At 43.9% G+C, this 18,803-nt stretch carries 12 protein-coding genes; 10 read left to right on the forward strand and 2 right to left on the reverse strand.

The window, feature by feature from the left end; all coding sequences use genetic code 11:
* Positions 1-138 precede the first annotated feature (138 nt).
* Genes ACED48_RS01550 through ACED48_RS01570 form a run of 5 tightly spaced genes read left to right on the forward strand, consistent with a single transcriptional unit; the run spans position 139 to position 8,688 of the window.
* Positions 139-2,160, forward strand: a complete 2,022-nt coding sequence (locus ACED48_RS01550) for a prolyl oligopeptidase family serine peptidase (protein ID WP_017057892.1) — start codon at positions 139-141, stop codon at positions 2,158-2,160.
* The gene (locus ACED48_RS01555; protein WP_017057893.1) at positions 2,161-4,302 is read left to right on the forward strand and encodes a TonB-dependent hemoglobin/transferrin/lactoferrin family receptor; all 2,142 of its coding nucleotides are present in this window, start codon (positions 2,161-2,163) and stop codon (positions 4,300-4,302) included.
* Positions 4,303-4,311: 9 nt separating this feature from the next.
* The gene (locus tag ACED48_RS01560; RefSeq protein ID WP_017057894.1) at positions 4,312-6,639 is read left to right on the forward strand and encodes a proprotein convertase P-domain-containing protein; all 2,328 of its coding nucleotides are present in this window, start codon (positions 4,312-4,314) and stop codon (positions 6,637-6,639) included.
* Positions 6,640-6,643: 4 nt separating this feature from the next.
* Positions 6,644-8,128, forward strand: a complete 1,485-nt coding sequence (locus ACED48_RS01565; protein WP_017057895.1) for a DUF1566 domain-containing protein — start codon at positions 6,644-6,646, stop codon at positions 8,126-8,128.
* 2 nt (positions 8,129-8,130) lie between these two features.
* A complete protein-coding gene (locus ACED48_RS01570; RefSeq protein ID WP_017057896.1) occupies positions 8,131-8,688 on the forward strand; it encodes a DUF1566 domain-containing protein in 558 nt (185 codons plus the stop codon).
* Positions 8,689-8,773: 85 nt separating this feature from the next.
* On the opposite strand, the gene ACED48_RS01575 is transcribed toward ACED48_RS01570, so the two are convergent.
* On the reverse strand, positions 8,774-10,417 hold the full coding sequence (locus ACED48_RS01575; RefSeq protein WP_017057897.1) for a methyl-accepting chemotaxis protein: 1,644 nt from the start codon (positions 10,415-10,417) through the stop codon (positions 8,774-8,776).
* 462 nt (positions 10,418-10,879) lie between these two features.
* On the opposite strand from ACED48_RS01575, the gene ACED48_RS01580 reads away from it, so the two are divergent.
* The 5 genes from ACED48_RS01580 to ACED48_RS01600 all read left to right on the forward strand — a co-directional run bounded on the left by ACED48_RS01580 (position 10,880) and on the right by ACED48_RS01600 (position 17,001).
* Entirely contained in the window at positions 10,880-11,701 is an 822-nt protein-coding gene (locus tag ACED48_RS01580; protein ID WP_017057898.1) for a phosphate ABC transporter substrate-binding protein, read from the forward strand.
* A 123-nt stretch (positions 11,702-11,824) separates the two neighbouring features.
* The gene (gene pstC / locus ACED48_RS01585; protein WP_017057899.1) at positions 11,825-12,754 is read left to right on the forward strand and encodes a phosphate ABC transporter permease subunit PstC; all 930 of its coding nucleotides are present in this window, start codon (positions 11,825-11,827) and stop codon (positions 12,752-12,754) included.
* A 65-nt stretch (positions 12,755-12,819) separates the two neighbouring features.
* Positions 12,820-13,683, forward strand: coding sequence for a phosphate ABC transporter permease PstA (pstA, locus tag ACED48_RS01590; protein ID WP_029627204.1), 864 nt, complete (start codon positions 12,820-12,822; stop codon positions 13,681-13,683).
* Between the two features lie 75 nt (positions 13,684-13,758).
* On the forward strand, positions 13,759-14,508 hold the full coding sequence (gene pstB / locus ACED48_RS01595) for a phosphate ABC transporter ATP-binding protein PstB (protein ID WP_017057901.1): 750 nt from the start codon (positions 13,759-13,761) through the stop codon (positions 14,506-14,508).
* A 348-nt stretch (positions 14,509-14,856) separates the two neighbouring features.
* Positions 14,857-17,001: a GGDEF domain-containing protein gene (locus tag ACED48_RS01600; RefSeq protein WP_017057902.1), complete on the forward strand. Its 2,145-nt coding sequence runs from the start codon at positions 14,857-14,859 to the stop codon at positions 16,999-17,001.
* A gap of 121 nt (positions 17,002-17,122) precedes the next feature.
* Here the strand turns inward: ACED48_RS01600 and ACED48_RS01605 are convergent, their stop codons facing one another.
* A complete protein-coding gene (locus ACED48_RS01605; RefSeq protein WP_017057903.1) occupies positions 17,123-18,802 on the reverse strand; it encodes a BatD family protein in 1,680 nt (559 codons plus the stop codon).
* Between the last annotated feature and the right edge of the window lies 1 nt (position 18,803).

The raw sequence follows: 18,803 nt of genomic DNA on the forward strand, positions 1-18,803 counted from the left end.
GCAAGCCCAACCGATCGTTAATTGACACACTCCCTGTGATTTACGTCACATAATCATGTAAATGATAATTGATCTCATTATCGTTTGAGTGCAGTATACGCGAAATTTATTAAATTAGCGTGTGGATTTGTTGTATTTATGAAAGCGTTTGTGTTGTTAGTTTTTGTTCTCGCACTCTCGGGAACGGTTAGCGCTTCTGATGAGTTCTCTTGGCTTAAGGATGATTCACGTAGCGCTAGCAAAGTCCTCGATTATCTCTATAAGCAAAATGATAGGACTCATCTGTATCAAAAAAAAATTCGATCTCTGAGTGAATCTCTACAACAAGATTGGCAAGACAAGCGTCCGGTACGTGCCGATAAACCATGGCAGGAAATCAGTGGGTATGAGTATGCGATCCTAAACCGGAATGGTAAAAGAACCTTACTGTCTCGATTAGTTGGGAGTGAAGATTCAACCGAGTTGCTTAACATTGATGCTCGAGCTGCTGATCTCGACTATTACCAGCTCGGTGCTTGGGCATTAGACCCAACCAGAACAAAGCTTGCAATAGCAGAGGATGTAAGCGGTGCAGAACAGTACCGAGTGAGTGTTGTCGATCTTGAAACTCATCAAGTGACACCCATTGCTCAAAATGCAGACAGCTCACTGGCGTGGTCGAAAGGCGGTCAGTTTCTGTATTTGATTGAACTTGATAAGCAAACGTCTAGACCTTATGCGTTAACAAAATACTCCTTAAACAAGTCAAAGCCAATTCGCCTAATTGAAGAGGCAAATTCCGCATGGTTGCTTTCGTATTACCTTTCCAGTGATAAGCAATTTGCTGTGGTTCAGGCAAACAGTGAAAACTCCAGCGAGCAACGCTTACTAAATCTTGATAACGGTGAGGTCTCTGAACCAATTTTACCACGCAAAGCAGGAGTGGAATACTACGTTGATGTTGCGGGTTCTATGTTGTTTGCCAACAGCAATCACGAGCGCAATGATTTTGCTTTTTACTCTGCACCACTTACTCAGGCTACACATATCAACTTTTGGCGAACGGTTTTTGAACCAACGGACGAATCTAGAATCAGTAACTTTTACTTGTTTGAGTCTGGTACCGTGATTATTAGTCAAAGTGGAGCAATTCAGTCTCTACACTTTTTCGATACGGATAACCGCCATCGAGCAAGTCAGCTTTTAGCAAAGCCGGGTCAAGTTGCTTGGGTAAGCCAAGTGGGTGACTATCAAAGTAATAAATTGCACATTCGTAGTATGTCGCTGATTCAGCCAGCAAAGTGGGAACGGTTGAACACTGACACTCTAAAACGAGAAGTCTTCTCTCAGGATCGTTATCCGGAATACCAAAAATCTAAGTATCACACAGAGCAAGCTATGGTGAATTCTGATGGGGTAATGATCCCGGTCACTTTGGCTTATCGTAAAGATAAACTTACCGATACCACGCCAGTGTTTTTATACGGATACGGGGCTTATGGCATGACGATGAAGCCCTACTTTATGCCTCAAATCATTAGCCTACTTGATGAAGGTGTAATTTATGCGATTGCACATGTTCGAGGTGGTGGCTTCTATGGTGACGCTTGGTATCAAGCTGGGAAAGGAATAAACAAAAAGAATGCCATTTCGGATTTCGTTGCCACTGCGCGAGATTTGAAAATGTATCACCAAGGTCAGCGAGCTATTTACGCGATGGGGGGAAGTGCTGGAGGCACTCTGGTTGCTGCTGCATTAAATGAGGCTCCTGACTTGTTTGATGGTGCGGTCCTGAAAGTGCCATTTGTTGATGTTGTGAATAGCATGTCTGACTCGTCGTTACCTTTAACTGCTCAGCAGTACGGTGAATGGGGAAATCCACACATTGCTGACGAATTGAAAGTGATGCAGCAATACGATCCTTATTTAAACCTTCGTGAAAAAAACTACCCACCGATATTGATTCAAGTTGGCCTTAACGACCGCCGCGTTCCCTATTGGGAAGGGGCTAAATATTACGCAAGATTAAGCGAGCTAACGACTGGAAGCGGGCCTTATCTATTGTCGACAAACTTTACTCAAGGGCATTCGACAGACAGGCGACAGTCCCAATCGCAACAAGCGTTTGAGTACGCATTTCTTTTATCACTTACCCTGAAAGACATTAAAGCGGAGCAGTAAATGAAGCTTTCCCCCCTATCAGTGGCAGTACTGAGTGTACTTGCTGCCAACCTCGTGCACGCTGAATCTGAGGTTTATCACTTTGAAGAAGTGATTGTAACAGCCAATAAAATAGAGCAACCATTATCTGAAGTCGCGGGCTCAGTTGCCGTGATTACTGGTGAAGATCTAGAAAGAAAAGGCGCAACGGAGCTTTATGACGCAATAAAGAGCGAGCCTGGAGTCAGTGTTTCTGGGGGAGCTGGTCGACCTCAAAACATTACGATCCGTGGGATGACAGGCAACCGGATTTTGATTGTGAAAGACGGAATAAAGTCTGCTGATGGCTTTGGCGCCAACGACATCAATGACAAGGTAGGGCGTAACTCGTTTGATATGTCTAACTTGGAAAGTATTGAGGTTATAAAAGGGGCGAGTTCATCCGTATATGGTTCAGGCGCTATTGGTGGCGTGGTGGTTGTTAGGACAAAAAAACCGGGAGATTACCTCGGAGATAAAGATTTCTACAGCGACGTATCTGCAACCTATACCGGTATCAGTAATAAATACAAAGGCGCGACAAACCTTGCCTTCCGTTCGGGGAAATTCGAAAGCTTGGTCAATCTTTCTTATTGGGAAGGTGAAGAAACCCGTAATTTTGATGAAGACCGATATAACCGAAGTATCGATGGCGTCGGTGGTGGCTATACCCTGAATTACTGGTCAAGTGATGCCTTGATGCTCAAAGGCAATGTTGAGTACTACAAAGATAATCTAAGTCGAAAAGAAGGATCCTCTAAGATCCAAAAAGACGGAAAATGGGACACTGAAGATTTTGACCAACAGTCTTATACCGAGACGTTTTCTGCGTATGCGGGGTTTGAGTACCTACCTGCCAATACTTGGTTTGAAGAATTAGATGCCAAGATCTATTGGCGTGATATGACTAATGAAGATACCACCAATCGTTTGATGTCTCGAACCAACAACAACGTTTCTGAGTTACGTAGAACGATTGATTTTCGTGGTTTTACGGATCAACTTCTGGGTGCAAACGCTGATTTTATTAGCGCATTTCAACATCACGACATGAGTCATACGCTGTCTTATGGTTTGAATATGGAGTCTAACCTTCATGAGCGCCCTAGCCAATCTTCTGTTTTAGACTGGAATGGAGTGTCACTTAACGCGGATGTGCCTTTTGCTCCAGCTCGTTCGTACAATTTTGCTACTTTTATCCGTGATGCGATTGAGATCGATGATTGGACTGTGACAGCAGGTGCCCGTTTTGATTTACACCAGTTGAAGCCTGAATCACAGAACTCGATTAATGGCTATGAAGTGAAGGAGCAAAATTCGAGTGAGTTTTCTCCTAGCTTATCGGTTGGCTATCAGCTAACGGAATCATTAAATACCTACCTTTCGTACGACCACGGGTTTAGAGCTCCAGGCTATGACAAAATTTATGGTTATCAGAACCATGATTTTGTCCCAATTACCCCATTTGTCATTGTGCCAAATATGGATTTAGAGGCCGAAACCAGTGATTCATTTGAATTAGGCAGTAAGTTTGACAATGGACAGACGCAATTATACGCCGCCGTTTTTTATCAGAAGTTCGATAATTTTATCGACGTGAAGCAGGTTACATTTGTCCCAGACTCAAATACGGGTAACTACTACAAGCAATACCAAAATGTAAATGGAGTCGAGACATATGGCATTGAGGCTTCTATCGCGCACCGCTTAAGCGAGTTTTGGAGTGTGGGGACCAAAGCCGGCTATGTTGATGGGGAAGATGAGGATGGCGAAAAAGTTCGCACACTAACGCCTTGGGAAGGCAATGCCAGCGTTACTTATGATGACAACGCATTATCAGCGTATGCACAAGTTAATTGGGCGCAAGCGATGAGCAGCGTGCCTCAATGTGAAAATGATTTAGGTATCGTTACTGACTGTGCGACTACTTCTGGTTGGGCGAGTGTTGACCTTGGCGTAAGTTACTCTTGGAACTCTGGCTTGGATATCAGCGCCAATGTGATGAACTTATTCGACAAAGAATATATTCGTTACCAAGACGTTGCGGGTATTGCGAACAGCAATAAAACCTACTCCACAGAACCTGGTCGTTACTTCACCGTCAACGCCAAGTATGCGTTTTAAGGAGGATATATGAAAAAGAGTCCTCTTTACTTAGCACTATTATTAGCATCAGTAACCAGCTCTGCTGCTGAGTGGGATTACCCGAGTGGCAATACGGTAGTGACAACGCAACAGGAAGCTAAAGCCTATTTAGAACAAGCTTACCCAGAGGTGGGTACTTTTAGGTTTCGCTATGAAACCCTGTCTAAATTAGGGCATCACTATAACTTTGATGTGCTAATTGAAGGTGAATATCAACCGCAACAGTCCGTTGTTTTATCAACTGACACAGATGAACAGGTCTCACGAGTTTTCAGAAGTTTAGAAAATACCGTGTTACTGAATGGAAAGCCAACAACGGCTGCTGAGCTGGAAGTTCCTCGTTTATTAGAAGCAGAGCGAGCGCCGAGCTTAAGCAGTGGACAAGTTGTGTCGACTCACGTGAATGTGTTCAGCCCTGATTTGAGAACCATGGACAGAGCGGCACCACCAGAAACTTTATTAACCGATGTCAGACAATACCCGAGTCTTCCACATTATGTACAAACTGATGTGGAGGTATTGAACCACAACGATGGTATCTACCTTACCAATGCTCGTGTATCTCAGGTTGATGCAACAGCCTTGTATTCACTTGACCCAGACTCAGGTGCGACAACGAACCGTGACTCTTCAAATTTTCTCGCAGCTGAAGGTCTCACAAAGTTTGCCGATCTGAACGAGCTGCAAAATGTGGATTGGCAAGATACTCGATTCTCGCAATTAATGGTTTTTGCTCATCTTGACCAGTCTTTACGCTATATCAGTAGTTTAGGTTTTGATGTGTTTGATTCACCTCTTGAGTTTGATGGCAGAGGCTTATCAGCTGACAATTCAACCTATTATTACGGTCCTAAAGCGGTCTTGTTTGGTATCGGCGGTGGCTCTCCAGATGCATTAGACGGTGATGTGATTCTGCATGAGCTGGGGCATGGGATTCACTATCACATCGTGAAAGATTGGGCATATGGGCATACAGGTGCCATCGGTGAAGGGTTTGGAGACTACTGGGCGGGGAGTTTTAGCTTTCGTACTCAGTATGAAAATGCCCAGACTCGAGGACAAGAGTTTGAGATAGATACTGTCTTTAACTGGGATGGTTACTTTGGCGTAAGGAATACCACTCGTAGCCTATGGAACCAAAGAGCACGTTACTTTAGACAAGCGGAATATCGCCCTCATGAAAGTGTTGCTGGTGAACTAGGTGATGAGCTTTGGTCAACGCCTTTATTCCAGGCTCTGAAAGCCTCGGTTGAGCAGTATGGTGAGAGCGCTTTTAAAGAGTTTGATTCAATCATACTCGAGTCTATGTACGGGTTAGGTCGTGGATTGAAAATGCACGACCTAGCTGAGAGCACACTGTTTGTGGCTCAAAAGCTGTATCCGAATCGAGATTATGCAGAAATATTGAAGCAAAAGTTCGATGTGCATGGATTGATCATTGAGCCATTTAAAGTAGAGGTTCCTGATCGTTATGTTAATCCAAAGAAGCCGTTGACGATGGAATTGTACCCGACGTTAAGACAGGCTCAAGTGGATGGCCAAATCAATATTTCAGAATTAGTGAAGTCGTTCGTTAGCGAGCCTGTTGATCAATTGTCGATAGAGGCGACACTTCCAACAGGCGAGATGTGTGGTTCTTCAGTCATCATGAATACGAGTGTTGACTATCGATACAGCGACGAACTGAAATTACAAAACTGGCAACATGATTTGTCACTTGTTTATGGCTTACCTGTATTCGAATCCGATATTAAAGAAGTAAACAGCTACCTTCCCGATAGCCGGTTTAGCTCAACCAATCAGCCGATCGTTGGCTTTAAAACATTCAATTTCATTCTAAATGGAATGGGTCAGATCGCAGACGAGAATTTCGGTCTGTATTTAGATATCGACCACCCTCGGTTGAGCGATTTAGTGGTGACCCTTATTTCCCCGAAGGGAACACGAGTTGATTTACTTAACCATAAATCGACGCGATTTTCTGGCTTTGATGGTTATTTCACACTTAAGCATGACTCGGTTCTTGATTCGTTTAAGGGGGAGCCTATTAACGGGTCTTGGCGTTTAGAGATCGCCGATTATGTGAATGGTGAAACTGGGAACCTAAAGCGTTGGGGACTCGGCACTATTTCGAAATACGAATGCGGCGAAACGACGGTTCCACCTCAAGAACCAACAGTTACCAGTGGCTCTTCTGGTGGTTCAGCTTCACCCATATTGATTCTATTCATGTCCTTGCTCTCGTTCGGCAGGTCATTTGGTACGCGTTACTTGTCTTTAATGGCAAGGCTCTTTAAAAACAAAACAAGAAGATAACTCTATGAAACCTCAATTGACAATTTTGGCCATCTCTTTGGCTCTTGCTGGCTGCGGTGGTTCAGGCGGTTCCGATACCTCTGCATCAGCAGCACCAACCTATACAGTGTCAGGTACAGTGACAGCACAGAATATAGATTTACAAAGTAAGGTCTGCGCAGACTTAAATCAAAACTACATGTGTGATAGTGGGGAACCAAGTTCGACGGCAAACACGAGTGGCGAATTTAGTATCACCAGCACTAAGAAATCGATTTTATCGGTTCCTTTATTAGCTCAAGTGGATTCGGGTATAGCAGCCAATAGCTCAGGTGGTTCTGCATCGTCTTACGCTTACATTGCCGCTCCCGGTCTTCAAAAAAATACGGGGAATCAGATTAATGGTATCAGTTCACTATTGGCGGGTTATGTTGCTGACGGATTGACGGTAGCTGAAGCTAACAAAAAATTAAAAGCGCAGTTGGCGAAAAGTGGCATCACTATATCTGGCGATATTCAAGACGATTTATCTGCGTCTGAACTCGCGAGTCTGGAACAAAATATCGTATCAACAATTAAGGCGTTTAAGCACTCTAATCGTGCGTTCATGTTGGCTCAATTGAGTGCGAAATTTGATAAGAGTGCGTCCGATTATGTGGGGGGAATCCTAGATACTGACCAAATTACGGCTTTTGCAAATTTCCTCGAAGGAGAGCTAAAAGCTGCGACAGCATTGAATGATACGGGTGTTTTACGCTATTTCTCAGATATCGATGACACACAAAATGTCGTTGAACCACAGAGTTCATTCCCAGGTCAAGATGCAGAATACGGCTTTGATAAAACAGAGCTGAATGCCAATACCGGTAATGGTTTCCAGTTCGCAAAGTTAGATTCAAGTGGTCAGGTGCTTGCTGATGATGCGACCCAGTGGTCTTGTGTTCTGGATCAACGCAGTGGTTTGGTGTGGGAATCTAAAACGGACGATGAAAATTCACTGCAATACAAAGACCGTCTATTAGCACTTGAATTACCTGGGTTAGTAACACCTTATGATCAGGATGTTGCCCTAGCCACGTGTCACACAAAAGGCGATCACGTTTGTACTACCCAAGACTATGTTGAATATATTAATTCCATTAATTTGTGTGGTAAGTCAGACTGGCGTTTGCCAAAGTTCCATGAGTTCTACAACCTTCTCGATTTTGGCGAAACCGAAAAAAATAAAGATGGTGAAGTTTACGGTTTAACTTACAAGTACTTCCCACATCAGACTCTTGGTATTGAAAATACGACTTATACTGGCTCGGTATGGACTCAATCCATTACTTATAACCTATATACGAACACTGCCGTTGAAGGTGGCTTCTATTATAACGAAATTGGTACCCAGGGAGCCGATAGAGGAAACGTTGGTCCTGTTGAAATCTATTCAGGTGATGTTGATTCTTCAGCCAATAATGACTCGTACCAATTCCCTGCTCGTCTAGTTTCACTACAAGGTAAATAGCGATGAAAAACTTACTAACTATAACTTTACTTGGTCTATTTTCTGCGGGTGTAATGGCACAAGAGTGCAGTTTAGATATGGAGAAATCTGCGGCTAGTTCGCGTTACATCGCGAATGATAACGGTACGTTTAGCGATGAATCGACGGGGTTGACTTGGATGCGTTGTCAACTGGGAAAAACCTGGGATGCAAAGTCTTTATCCTGTGAAGGAACTGCCGAAACGTATCACTGGCAGAGTGCTCTCGTGATGGTCGAATCTATTAATGATAAGAGCGGTCATCATGCTTTGCATCAGTTTGCTGGGCAGAAAGAGTGGCGTATGCCAAATATTAAAGAGTTGGTATCTTTAAAAGAAGTGGCTTGCCATTCTCCTGCAATGAGTACCAAAGTGTTTGGTGATACGTTCAATTTTGAAACAGGTAACCTAGCCGCTTATTTATGGAGTTCGACTCCTGCGGGTGATGGACAAAACATAGTGACGCTTGATTCAATTAATGGTGAGGTTTACCAGTACAACGCTGCGGAATATAAGTTTAGTGTTTTGTTGGTAGCTGAATGATCATCGAGTAATGTTCTACTACAGAGGCCGTGGTTTACCACGGCCTTTTTGTTCTATAGGTTTGGCTACACCTGAGCCTCGAATTTTATACTTTAAAAAAGCCTAACTGCTGCTTCTGCTGTTCAGCTAGGTTAGACAGCTCGTAGCTTGCTGCTGCGGCTTGAGTAATACCGGTTACGTTTTGGCTCACCAAATTATAGATGTTTGAGATATTGCGGTTGATGTCTGACGTCACCTGGCTTTGCTCTTCGGCAGCAGAGGCTACTTGAGTGTTAATTTCTGTCATGTCGGTTACTGAGTTGGCAATGCCTGAAAGCGCTGTGCTTACTTCCGCTGCCAGTGTTTGGTTGTGCTCTAGCATTGCCAGTGAGCTGCTCATGCTCTCGTTAGCGTTGCCAGATTGAACCTGCAAACCTTCAATAATGGTTTGGATCTCTTTGGTTGAATCTTGAGTACGTGCCGCTAGCATTCGAACTTCATCAGCAACCACTGCGAAACCACGACCGCTTTCACCTGCACGAGCGGCTTCAATTGCTGCGTTAAGCGCCAGCAGGTTAGTTTGTTCAGAGATACTTTGAATCACCTCAATCACTTTACCAATCTGTTCAGAGTGCTCTTTTAGCGTGCCCACAACATTTGCAGCTTCGCTGAGTTGAATCGCCATTTGCTCATTAGCTTGGTTGCTCTCATTAAACAAGCTCATGCTATGTGTCGCCATTTCGTCGGCTTGCTTGGAAGCTGAATCGGCTTGTACCGCATTCTCGTTTACGTGCGATGCTGTGCTCTCAAGTTGGTTCACGGCAGAAGCCACTTGCTCCACTTCTTGCTTCTCTTGATCTGAGTTAGCACTTGATTGAGTCATCACAGTTGCCAATTCCGTCGATGCTGAGGCGACCTCGATACTGATTCGAGACAGTGAGCTGACGGTTTCTCTTAATTGTTCAATGGATGTGTTTACGTTTTGTGCAAGGCGTGATACTTCGTTATCTCCACACTCTTCGGCTTTAACCAGTAGGTTGCCTTTGGCTACTTCGCGCATGGTTTCTTGAATATTGCTAAGCGGCTTAACAATGATGCCAGCTAGCGTCCAACTGATGACCAATGCGATAGAAAGAACCACTGGCAGGGCTATGGTCGCGGTATCCAGTGTGTTGGTGTGTTGCTGACCATTCACGCTGATTGCTTGAGTAGCGAGGTGGTTAAGTTGTGTTGAAAGCAGGTTGATTGATTTGACCATTTCATTGCCAGCGTGACGGTATTGGTCAGTGGCAGCTTGATAACGAGCATCGAAATCGGAAGTCTGGGCGTCAGTATTGTGTTTCATTCTTAATAGAGGAAGCATCGTATTACGTGAGAAATCAACGTAATGTTCCATGGCCTTACGCATGCCCGCGACTTCGTTTTGCATTCCTGGTACGGTGTCCAATGAATCCAATAGGCGAGTATTCTGATCACGCTTTTGGTTAAGCGTTTCTACTAGAGTTTTTACATCATCGGCGTTAAATAAACTGTAAATTGCTTTAATGCGCATACCGTAGCTGTTGTCGACGATTTCGCTAAGCTCTTCTTTATGTAGGATGAGTTGGTCCGTTGCTGTTGATACATCTTTAAATGCGCTTTCCAGCTTATCACCACCGATAATGACGCCCGCTAAAAGTACTACAACGGAAAATAGCACTGGAATAAGAATCTGTATTTTTATAGATAAGCCACTGAGTAGTTGGCGCATGTATTGTCCCTCTTTGAATAAACGAATAAATGAGAATTGTTCTTATTAGAATTGATTGGCGATTTTAACTAATAAGATTGATAATTCAATCAGTAATGGCTTCTGCTTTGATAAATGCGATAGATATTTGATATGTATTATTATTTCTCGTTTTAAATGGCAGTTTGGTAAATCTTTCCATCATTCATGGCTGTTTAGTAAGAAATAGTGGCAGCGTTCGAGATAAGTCAAGCCGTTACTTGAAGTTGAGCGCTTAAATTTTTTGTGAGGAGTGGATGGAATAAGTGAATCAATGGCTATGACTATCAAGTGGTGGAGTAGGGGAGAAATTAGTCATTCATCTGTAGTTGTCATATAGGCTTCAATTTAGTGAAACACAACTGTCACATTCAGATTCTAAAGTGGGCACCGTTCAAGCAAAACATAACATTACGGCAATAACGCCACTAAAGGAAATTTGTGATGAAAAAGACAGTTATCGGTGCAATCGCCCTTCTAGGTGCACTAACAGTGACTCCGGCTTCAGCTAAAGAAACTATTTCAGCAGTTGGTTCAAGCAGCGTGACTCCACTGATGGAAGTTTTCTCTGAAACATACATGAAAACGAATTCAAATGTATTTATTGAAGTGCAAGGCCCTGGTTCTTCCGCTGGTGTTAAAGCGGCTAAGAACGGCAGTGCAGATTTAGGCATGTCTTCTCGTAACCTTAAAGACAGCGAGAAAGAAGCAACTTTAGTTGAAGAAGTGGTTGCTCGTGATGGTATTGCAGTCGTCGTTAACCCTAAGAATAGCCTTCCGGGTCTAACCGCTGAGCAAGTTACAGCTATCTACAAAGGCGAAGTAACAAACTGGAAAGACGTTGGTGGTGCAGACAAGCCAATCGTAGCAATCACTCGTGACACAGCATCTGGTACTCGCGGTGCATTCGAAGACATCATGTCTCTTAAAATGAAGATTTCTGGTAAGAAAGTGTCAGCAATCTCTCAACGTGCTCAAGTTGCTAACGGTAACGGTGCACTAAAAACAATGGTTGCATCTAACCCTTATGCAATCGGCTACATCTCTCTAGGTACAGTAGATAACTCAGTAAACGCGCTTGCAATTGACGGTACTGAAGCATCTGTGGACAACGTTAAGAACGGCTCTTACAAAGTAGCTCGCCCTTTCTTAGTTCTCTATAAAGAAGGCCAACCTTCTTCTGAAACTCAAAAGTTCCTAGATTGGATGCTAACAGACGAAGCTCAGTCTTTAGTTGAGAGCAACGGCTACATCTCAATTAACTAATCTAAACCTAAATTAATAATATTGCTCAGCCTACCTTTTCAGGCTGAGCCTTTTCTATCCCACTTCGAGTTAACCCGGTACCTCATGTTACGTGCTAGGGATTATCGATATGTGAGACTTGTTATGACCATCGCAACGAATAGTGAACAGCTTATGAATAGCGAAGCGACTCAACTGAAACGCAGCTTACGTCAAAAGAAGCGTGTAGATTGGAAAGAGCGTATTTTTCACGGCTTATTTCTTACAAGTGCAATTATCGGCATCGTATCTCTTGCTGTTATTGCTTACTTCATCGTTAAAGAAAGTATCCCCGCATTCCAAGAAGCGGGCCTATCAGGTATCGTTTTAGGGCAAAACTGGTTACCACCTGCACTTTACGGCGTTGCTACCATGATTGTAGCTTCTGTTGTGTCGACATTAGGTGCGGTCGTTGTTGGTGTCCCTATTGGTGTACTAACGGCAATATTTATTGCGGAAATTGCACCAAAGCGTCTCGCGGACATCATTCGCCCTGCTGTTGAATTGTTAGCGGGTATACCATCGGTAGTTTACGGCTTCTTCGGCCTAGTCATTATTGTCCCTTTGATTCAAAACGTCTTTCAAGTCCCTGCGGGCAACACCATCTTGGCGGGAATCATTGTACTCGGCGTGATGATCCTTCCGACGGTAATCACGGTGTCAGAAACGTCCATTCGTGCAGTGCCAAGAACATATAAAGAAGGATCTTTAGCGTTAGGTGCTTCAAAGATCTTTACCATCTTTAAGTTGCTCGTTCCTGCTGCTCGTTCAGGCATTATGACTGGTGTTATTTTGGGTATCGGTCGTGCGCTAGGTGAAACGATGGCAATCATCATGGTGATGGGTAATGCGCCAGCTATGCCGGAAGGTATTTTGGATTCTGCTCGTACACTTACCGCGAATATTGCGATTGAAATGTCTTACGCAAGTGGTGTTCACGCAAGTGCGCTATACGCAACGGGTGTTGTTCTTCTTATTTTCATCATGTCTCTAAATGCGATTCTCCTTTACTTGAACCGTGAGAAGGCGAGGTAAACATTATGTCTTTAGAAAATAACGTAACACCTCAAGCTAAAACAATAATGTCACAAGGTAGCAAGATGGATAGAGTCGCATTGAAGAAAGCACGTGTACGTACAGATGTCGTTCTAAGTGGCTTTATTTGGGCGGCAGCCGCTTTAACAGTTGGCTTCCTGTTCTGGATTATGTGGTACATCCTTTCTAACGGTTTACAACACGTAGATTGGAAGTTCATTACTGATGACTACACTCGTACTGGCGATGAGCACGGTATTTTCCCGATGATAATCTCTACGATTTATATGGTTATCGCTTCGATTGCTGTTGCCGCTCCACTTGGCATTATGACGGCAATTTATCTAACGGAGTATGCAAAAGTTGGCAGTCGTTTGGTTAAGATCATTCGTTTTTGCACAGAATCGTTAGCGGGTATCCCGTCGATCATTTTCGGTTTGTTTGGTATGACATTCTTCGTAGCTATTTTAGGTTTAGGCTTCTCTATCCTATCGGGTGCGTTGACCTTGAGTATCCTGATTCTCCCGGTGATTATTCGAACCACAGAAGAAGCGTTGATGGCTGTTTCTCAAACTTACCGTGAAGGTTCGTATGGTTTGGGAGCTTCTAAAATATATACAATCTGGCGTTTGATTCTTCCAAGCGCAATGCCAGGTATCTTAACTTCGGTCATTCTTAGTATTGGTCGTGTAATTGGTGAATCTGCGCCAGTATTTTTGACCGCAGGTATGGTTGCTCGTATCCCAGATTCATTATTGGATTCTGGTCGTACACTAACGGTTCACTTATATAAATTAACGACCGAACTGTTTACCATTGAAGAATGGAATCAAGCATACGGCACAGCAACAGTACTGATTGTTCTTGTACTGCTGATCAACACACTCACTAAGTTGATCGCAAGACGTTTTAATACTGCAACTTACTAAGCAGGTTTTTCTAGAGCTAAATGAGCTCATAAAACAAACACAGTACAGACTTTGACGAATTACGAGATTACGAACATGAACAAATTTAATATTAAAGATCTAGACCTTTTTTATGGTGACAACCAAGCACTTAAGTCAATCAATTTACCCGTACCTGAGCGTCAAGTTACCGCGCTTATTGGCCCGTCTGGTTGTGGAAAATCAACGCTATTACGCTGTCTTAACCGCATGAATGACCTAATTGAAGGTGTTAAGATTACAGGCCTTCTTGAGATGGACGGTACCAATATCTACGGTAACATTGATGTTGCAGACTTACGCATTAAAGTGGGCATGGTATTCCAAAAGCCAAACCCATTCCCAATGAGCATTTATGAAAATGTAGCTTACGGGTTACGTGCTCAAGGCATTAAAGATAAAAAGCACATTGATGAAGTTGTTGAAAGCTCACTTCGCGGTGCAGCATTGTGGGATGAAGTAAAGGACCGACTGAAGTCGCACGCTTTCGGTCTATCTGGTGGTCAGCAACAGCGTCTATGTATCGCTCGTACCATTGCAATGGAACCGGATGTAATCCTGATGGATGAACCAACATCGGCTTTAGACCCAATCGCGACACACAAGATTGAAGAATTGATGGAAGACCTGAAGAAAGATTTCACTATCGTAATCGTAACGCACTCAATGCAGCAAGCGCGTCGTATTTCAGACCGTACAGCTTTCTTCCTAATGGGAGAGCTTGTAGAGCACAACGAAACAAGTGTTATCTTCAGCGAACCCAAAGATGATCGTACCAAAGGTTACGTAAACGGTGACTTTGGTTAATTGAGTATTTAAGTGTTGTATTTGACCTTTTGTTTCCGCTGTCAAATACCCAAGCACGCTAACTGAAACGCAGGCTAGATAATCGAATAGATCGACAGAATTATCACTATAACTATAAGCGATGGAAGTTTTGCCCCACTTTGGTTGGGGCTTTTTTGTGCTTCTAAAAAAGCACCAATGTCGATGTAACTTTGGGCAAGAAATCCCATTTTTGTAGTGCTTCTCATGTCTGTAATAATGTTAAAAGTGAAATTGCGATCCGCTTAACATCTCATTTTTAGTTATATTGATTGCATATTAAGGCTTCGGTATTTTTGCTTCATTCTTAATAGCCAATGGACGATCGCTGTGTCTGTAAAAGCCTTTGCAAAGCAAATATCTGCTATTCGTGATCATCGTTTATTGGCTGAATCTCTTTTTGAGTACCTTGTTGAAGTGCTTATTCCCAAAGGGATTGGAATATTTTCTGAGCCGAAACCGGAAAGTGAATCGTTGCTGCTATTTTCTTGCGGTAACCTAACTCCATTGTCGAGCTACCCCGCGCCATTTTGGTCATGGATTTCACAATTTGATACTGCTGATGGAATGTTGCCTATGGCCGCTAATCCATGTCAATGGGAGCATGTGGACGTATCGAGTCGTGAGTCATTCATCATGGTACTCGACAATGCTCCTGATTGTAGAACTTATTTAATGGTTCAGAATTGCAATACTGAAACACTCAATCAGGCTTTTGAGCAGAAGTTTGATGTTCTTCAGTTAGCTGCAGCCCGTTGGCAGTGTATTCGCGCAGAAAAAAATACGGCGATTGAGATGAAGCACAGAGATATTCGTGAAGCTCAATACCTTGATGAGATCAAGCTACGTGATCTATTTGTCGATAACATGAAGTTAGTCCATCAGGTGGCGTTAGAGCTTTCTAACCCTGAGTCATTGGATGCGTTGTACAAGGCTTCAGTTGAAGCGGTTCGCGACCGATTAGGCTTTGATCGTGCCATTTTCATGCTACTCGATATGAAGAAGCGTTGTTTCAGTGGTACTTATGGCACTGACGAATCTGGTAAAACAAACAGCGAACACCATACTCAGTACGATTTACATCAATTAGAAGCTGAATACATCGAGGCGTTGTCAGATAATCACACTAATCTGGTTGTCATCGAACAGGCCCCCTTATATACAGAAGGAAACGTGGTCGGGCAGGGATGGAACGGTATGCTTATATTGCGTGAAGGGGACAAACCTGTCGGCTGGATCGCCATGGATAACTACATTCACCGCTCGCCAATTACTAACTATCAAAAGCAGATGCTCGAATCCTTCGGCTCTCTGTTGTCTCAGATCTACATTCGCAAACGCCAAGAGCAGAACATACGCATGTTGCATTCGAGTATGGTTGAACTGTCTCGTTGCGACAGCGTCAGTGAAGTGTGTAAATCAGCCGTCAGTTTTGCGATTCAGCACTTAGGCATTGACCGATTAGCGGTTTTTCTCACGGATAAAAACTGTAGCTATATGCAAGGCACGTGGGGCACCGACATTAAGGGCGATATTGTCGATGAATCCTATTATCGTTCAGAACTGGTGGAGCGTGACATCGTAGCTGCGGCTCGTGCTTGTCCGAATCAAGTCGCGTTCGAAGAGTCTGTACCTATTTATCACGATTTCAATATTGTCGGAGTCGGTTGGACGGCAATGACCATGCTCACCACAAACACCGGTGAGCCGATTGCGTTTATTGCCGCCGATAACTTGTTAACACGTAGCCCTTTAACTTCTCAACTACGCGAAGTGATTCGTATCTTTGCCTCTAGCCTAGCAGAGGTGTTGCAAAGAACTATGGCGCAAGAAGAGCTCAAAAAGCTCAATGAAACGCTAGAGCAAGAAGTCAGTAAGCGAACTCAAGAGCTGGAATTAGCCAATGAACAGTTGGATATCATTTCTAAATTAGACCCACTGACTCGCCTTGGCAACCGCCGAATGTTGGCTCAGGTTCTAGATGATTTAAATTGCGACGATCAAGGCGCATTCGCCACGCAATGCGAAGTCACATTTGGATTAGTTTTAGTCGACCTCGATCACTTTGGTTTGTACAACAGCGTATATGGTCATACTGAAGGGGACGCAGCTCTACGCACCATTGGCAAGATACTTAATGCTCATGTTCATAGTGACAAGGAAACCTTCTGTCGTATTGGGGGAGAGGAGTTTATGTTGTTGATGATTGGCACCAACCACTCTGAGACCAAGCGGCGAGCAGAGTCGATCAGAAAATGCATTGAAGAGGCGAAGATCCTCCATTGTGAAAGCAGTATCAGCCAGTATTTAACTGCGTCTGTCGGGTATGCCTCGATAACTTCTGATCAGCACCAGTTTGACTTCGACTTACTGTATGGCAAGGCGGATAAAGCTTTGTATCAAGCCAAAGACTCAGGGCGAAATCGGATCGTTTCTGCGTTGAAACGTAAAAAGGTCGCAGTTTCAATTTCTTAGTGCGGTATTTGTTTCTTCCTAGCGTAAAAACGAATGAAGCCGTGATGGTCACAAGGTGGTCATCACGGCTTCGTTCATTTTTATTTACTTAGATTTTCTGCTTACTTAGATTGCTGGTTAACTAAAGCGTTTCTAGTGAGCTTTTACGCGTTTTGCTTGTGACTCGCTTTGGTTTTTTAACTGCTTTGAGCACCTCAGAAGGGTCCCATGACTGAATTGGTGAACCTGCTTCACCATAGAGGCTCTGATTGAGCTTCGTTAGCTCAGTTTCAATCACTTCTATTGTCTCGTCACTCAAGTCTGGATTTTCTGCTTTCCATTGATCAAACAAGGTTCTGGTCATCACACCATTTTTCGCCTTCAGCGCTTCAATAAGAGCGTCTGCCGTATCTGATTGATGTTGAACTGGGCGCTTTGGTTTTACTGCTGCGCCGCGGCGTGACCAGAAGTAGAAAGCAACCGCAGAGCTGATTACCCATAAGACTGTAAATAGCGCGGTTAGGTAAGGCCATATCCCAGGGCTATCCACAGTAACAACCGTCGGGCTTACTTGTTGGGCGGGCGTAGCAGTAACTGGTGGAGTGCTTGACGCTGTGCGATCACTTGCTTTTGCAGCTAACTCTAGCCCCTGCGCTTTGCTGGTTTGTTCTGATTGCGAATCGGTGTTAAACCAAGTTTGAGACACATCAGGGAGCGAGATAGTTCCCGCCTCTTTCGGAATCAGGACTTGCTTGTAAACAACGACAGCATCACCTGACTGAGTTGTGCCAAATTGCGGCTTTTCTTCATAAACACGTACCGAATTAGGGTACGTGATATTCAGTTTTGGCAGCTGGTGTTGCGTTAAATTGCTAGCGGTCATGGTGATGGTTCGAGTTAACGAATCACCGGCTTCCATTTCAATGGTTGGGTTACCGCCTTCTAAACCATTACTATTTCCCAGTTGATTGCCTTGGCTATCTGACCATTGTTGAATCAGTTTAAAGTTTGATGTTGGTAACCACTCACCTTGGTAGCCTTTTGGCACCTCTTTGACGGTGACATCTAAGGTTTCAACAGGTGTATCGAGCTGGAACAGACGCGTTGTACTGGAGTTGTTGGTTGAGTAAACAACGGCTCCAGTCAGCTTCGGTCCGTTCAACATAAACTGTCCGGCCTTTTGTGAAGAGATACGGAAAGACTGTTGAACTACCGTCACCTCTTGTCCATTGAGAACATCTTGAAATTGCTTCGATTCACCAATAGGTTCCACATCTAAACCCGGCGAGCTCGGTGGTGCTATTTTAGGATCTTGCAGCCTTCTTGGGTCAGCTTTGATGATGAGTTTTACATCAAGCTCTGCCACTTCTTGTGGGTAGAGCGAGTCTTTACTCAGATTAAGTTGGAACTCAGCCATATCATGTTGAGTAGGCGCAGCTTTATTAACGGCAACATTGATGGTGATTGGCTTGGTTTTCGCCCCTTCAATATCGAAGCTAGGAATTTGTATCTTGCCCAAGCGCAGTGGAGCAAGGCTGATGTTCCATTCACTTGACACCGAACGGCTGCCATTGACGATCCGCATCGACGACCCAAAGTTTGGTGTGCCGACATAGAAATCCTGCTGGAGCGCTGTTAGATCTAGAGCATTAGAAGATACCTTTTCATCGGTTGTGACTCTAAGAAGGAATACTTCATCTTTGGTGACACTGTTATGTGAAACACTCGCCACGGCGTTTGCAGCCAAGGCTGAGAAGGACGAGAAAGCTCCCAACAACAATGTTAGGAGGACGGATAAAAATGGCTTGTTTAGAAATCGCATG

The organism is Vibrio sp. 5S239, from assembly GCF_041439575.1.
Taxonomy (GTDB): Bacteria; Pseudomonadota; Gammaproteobacteria; order Enterobacterales; family Vibrionaceae; genus Vibrio; species Vibrio kanaloae.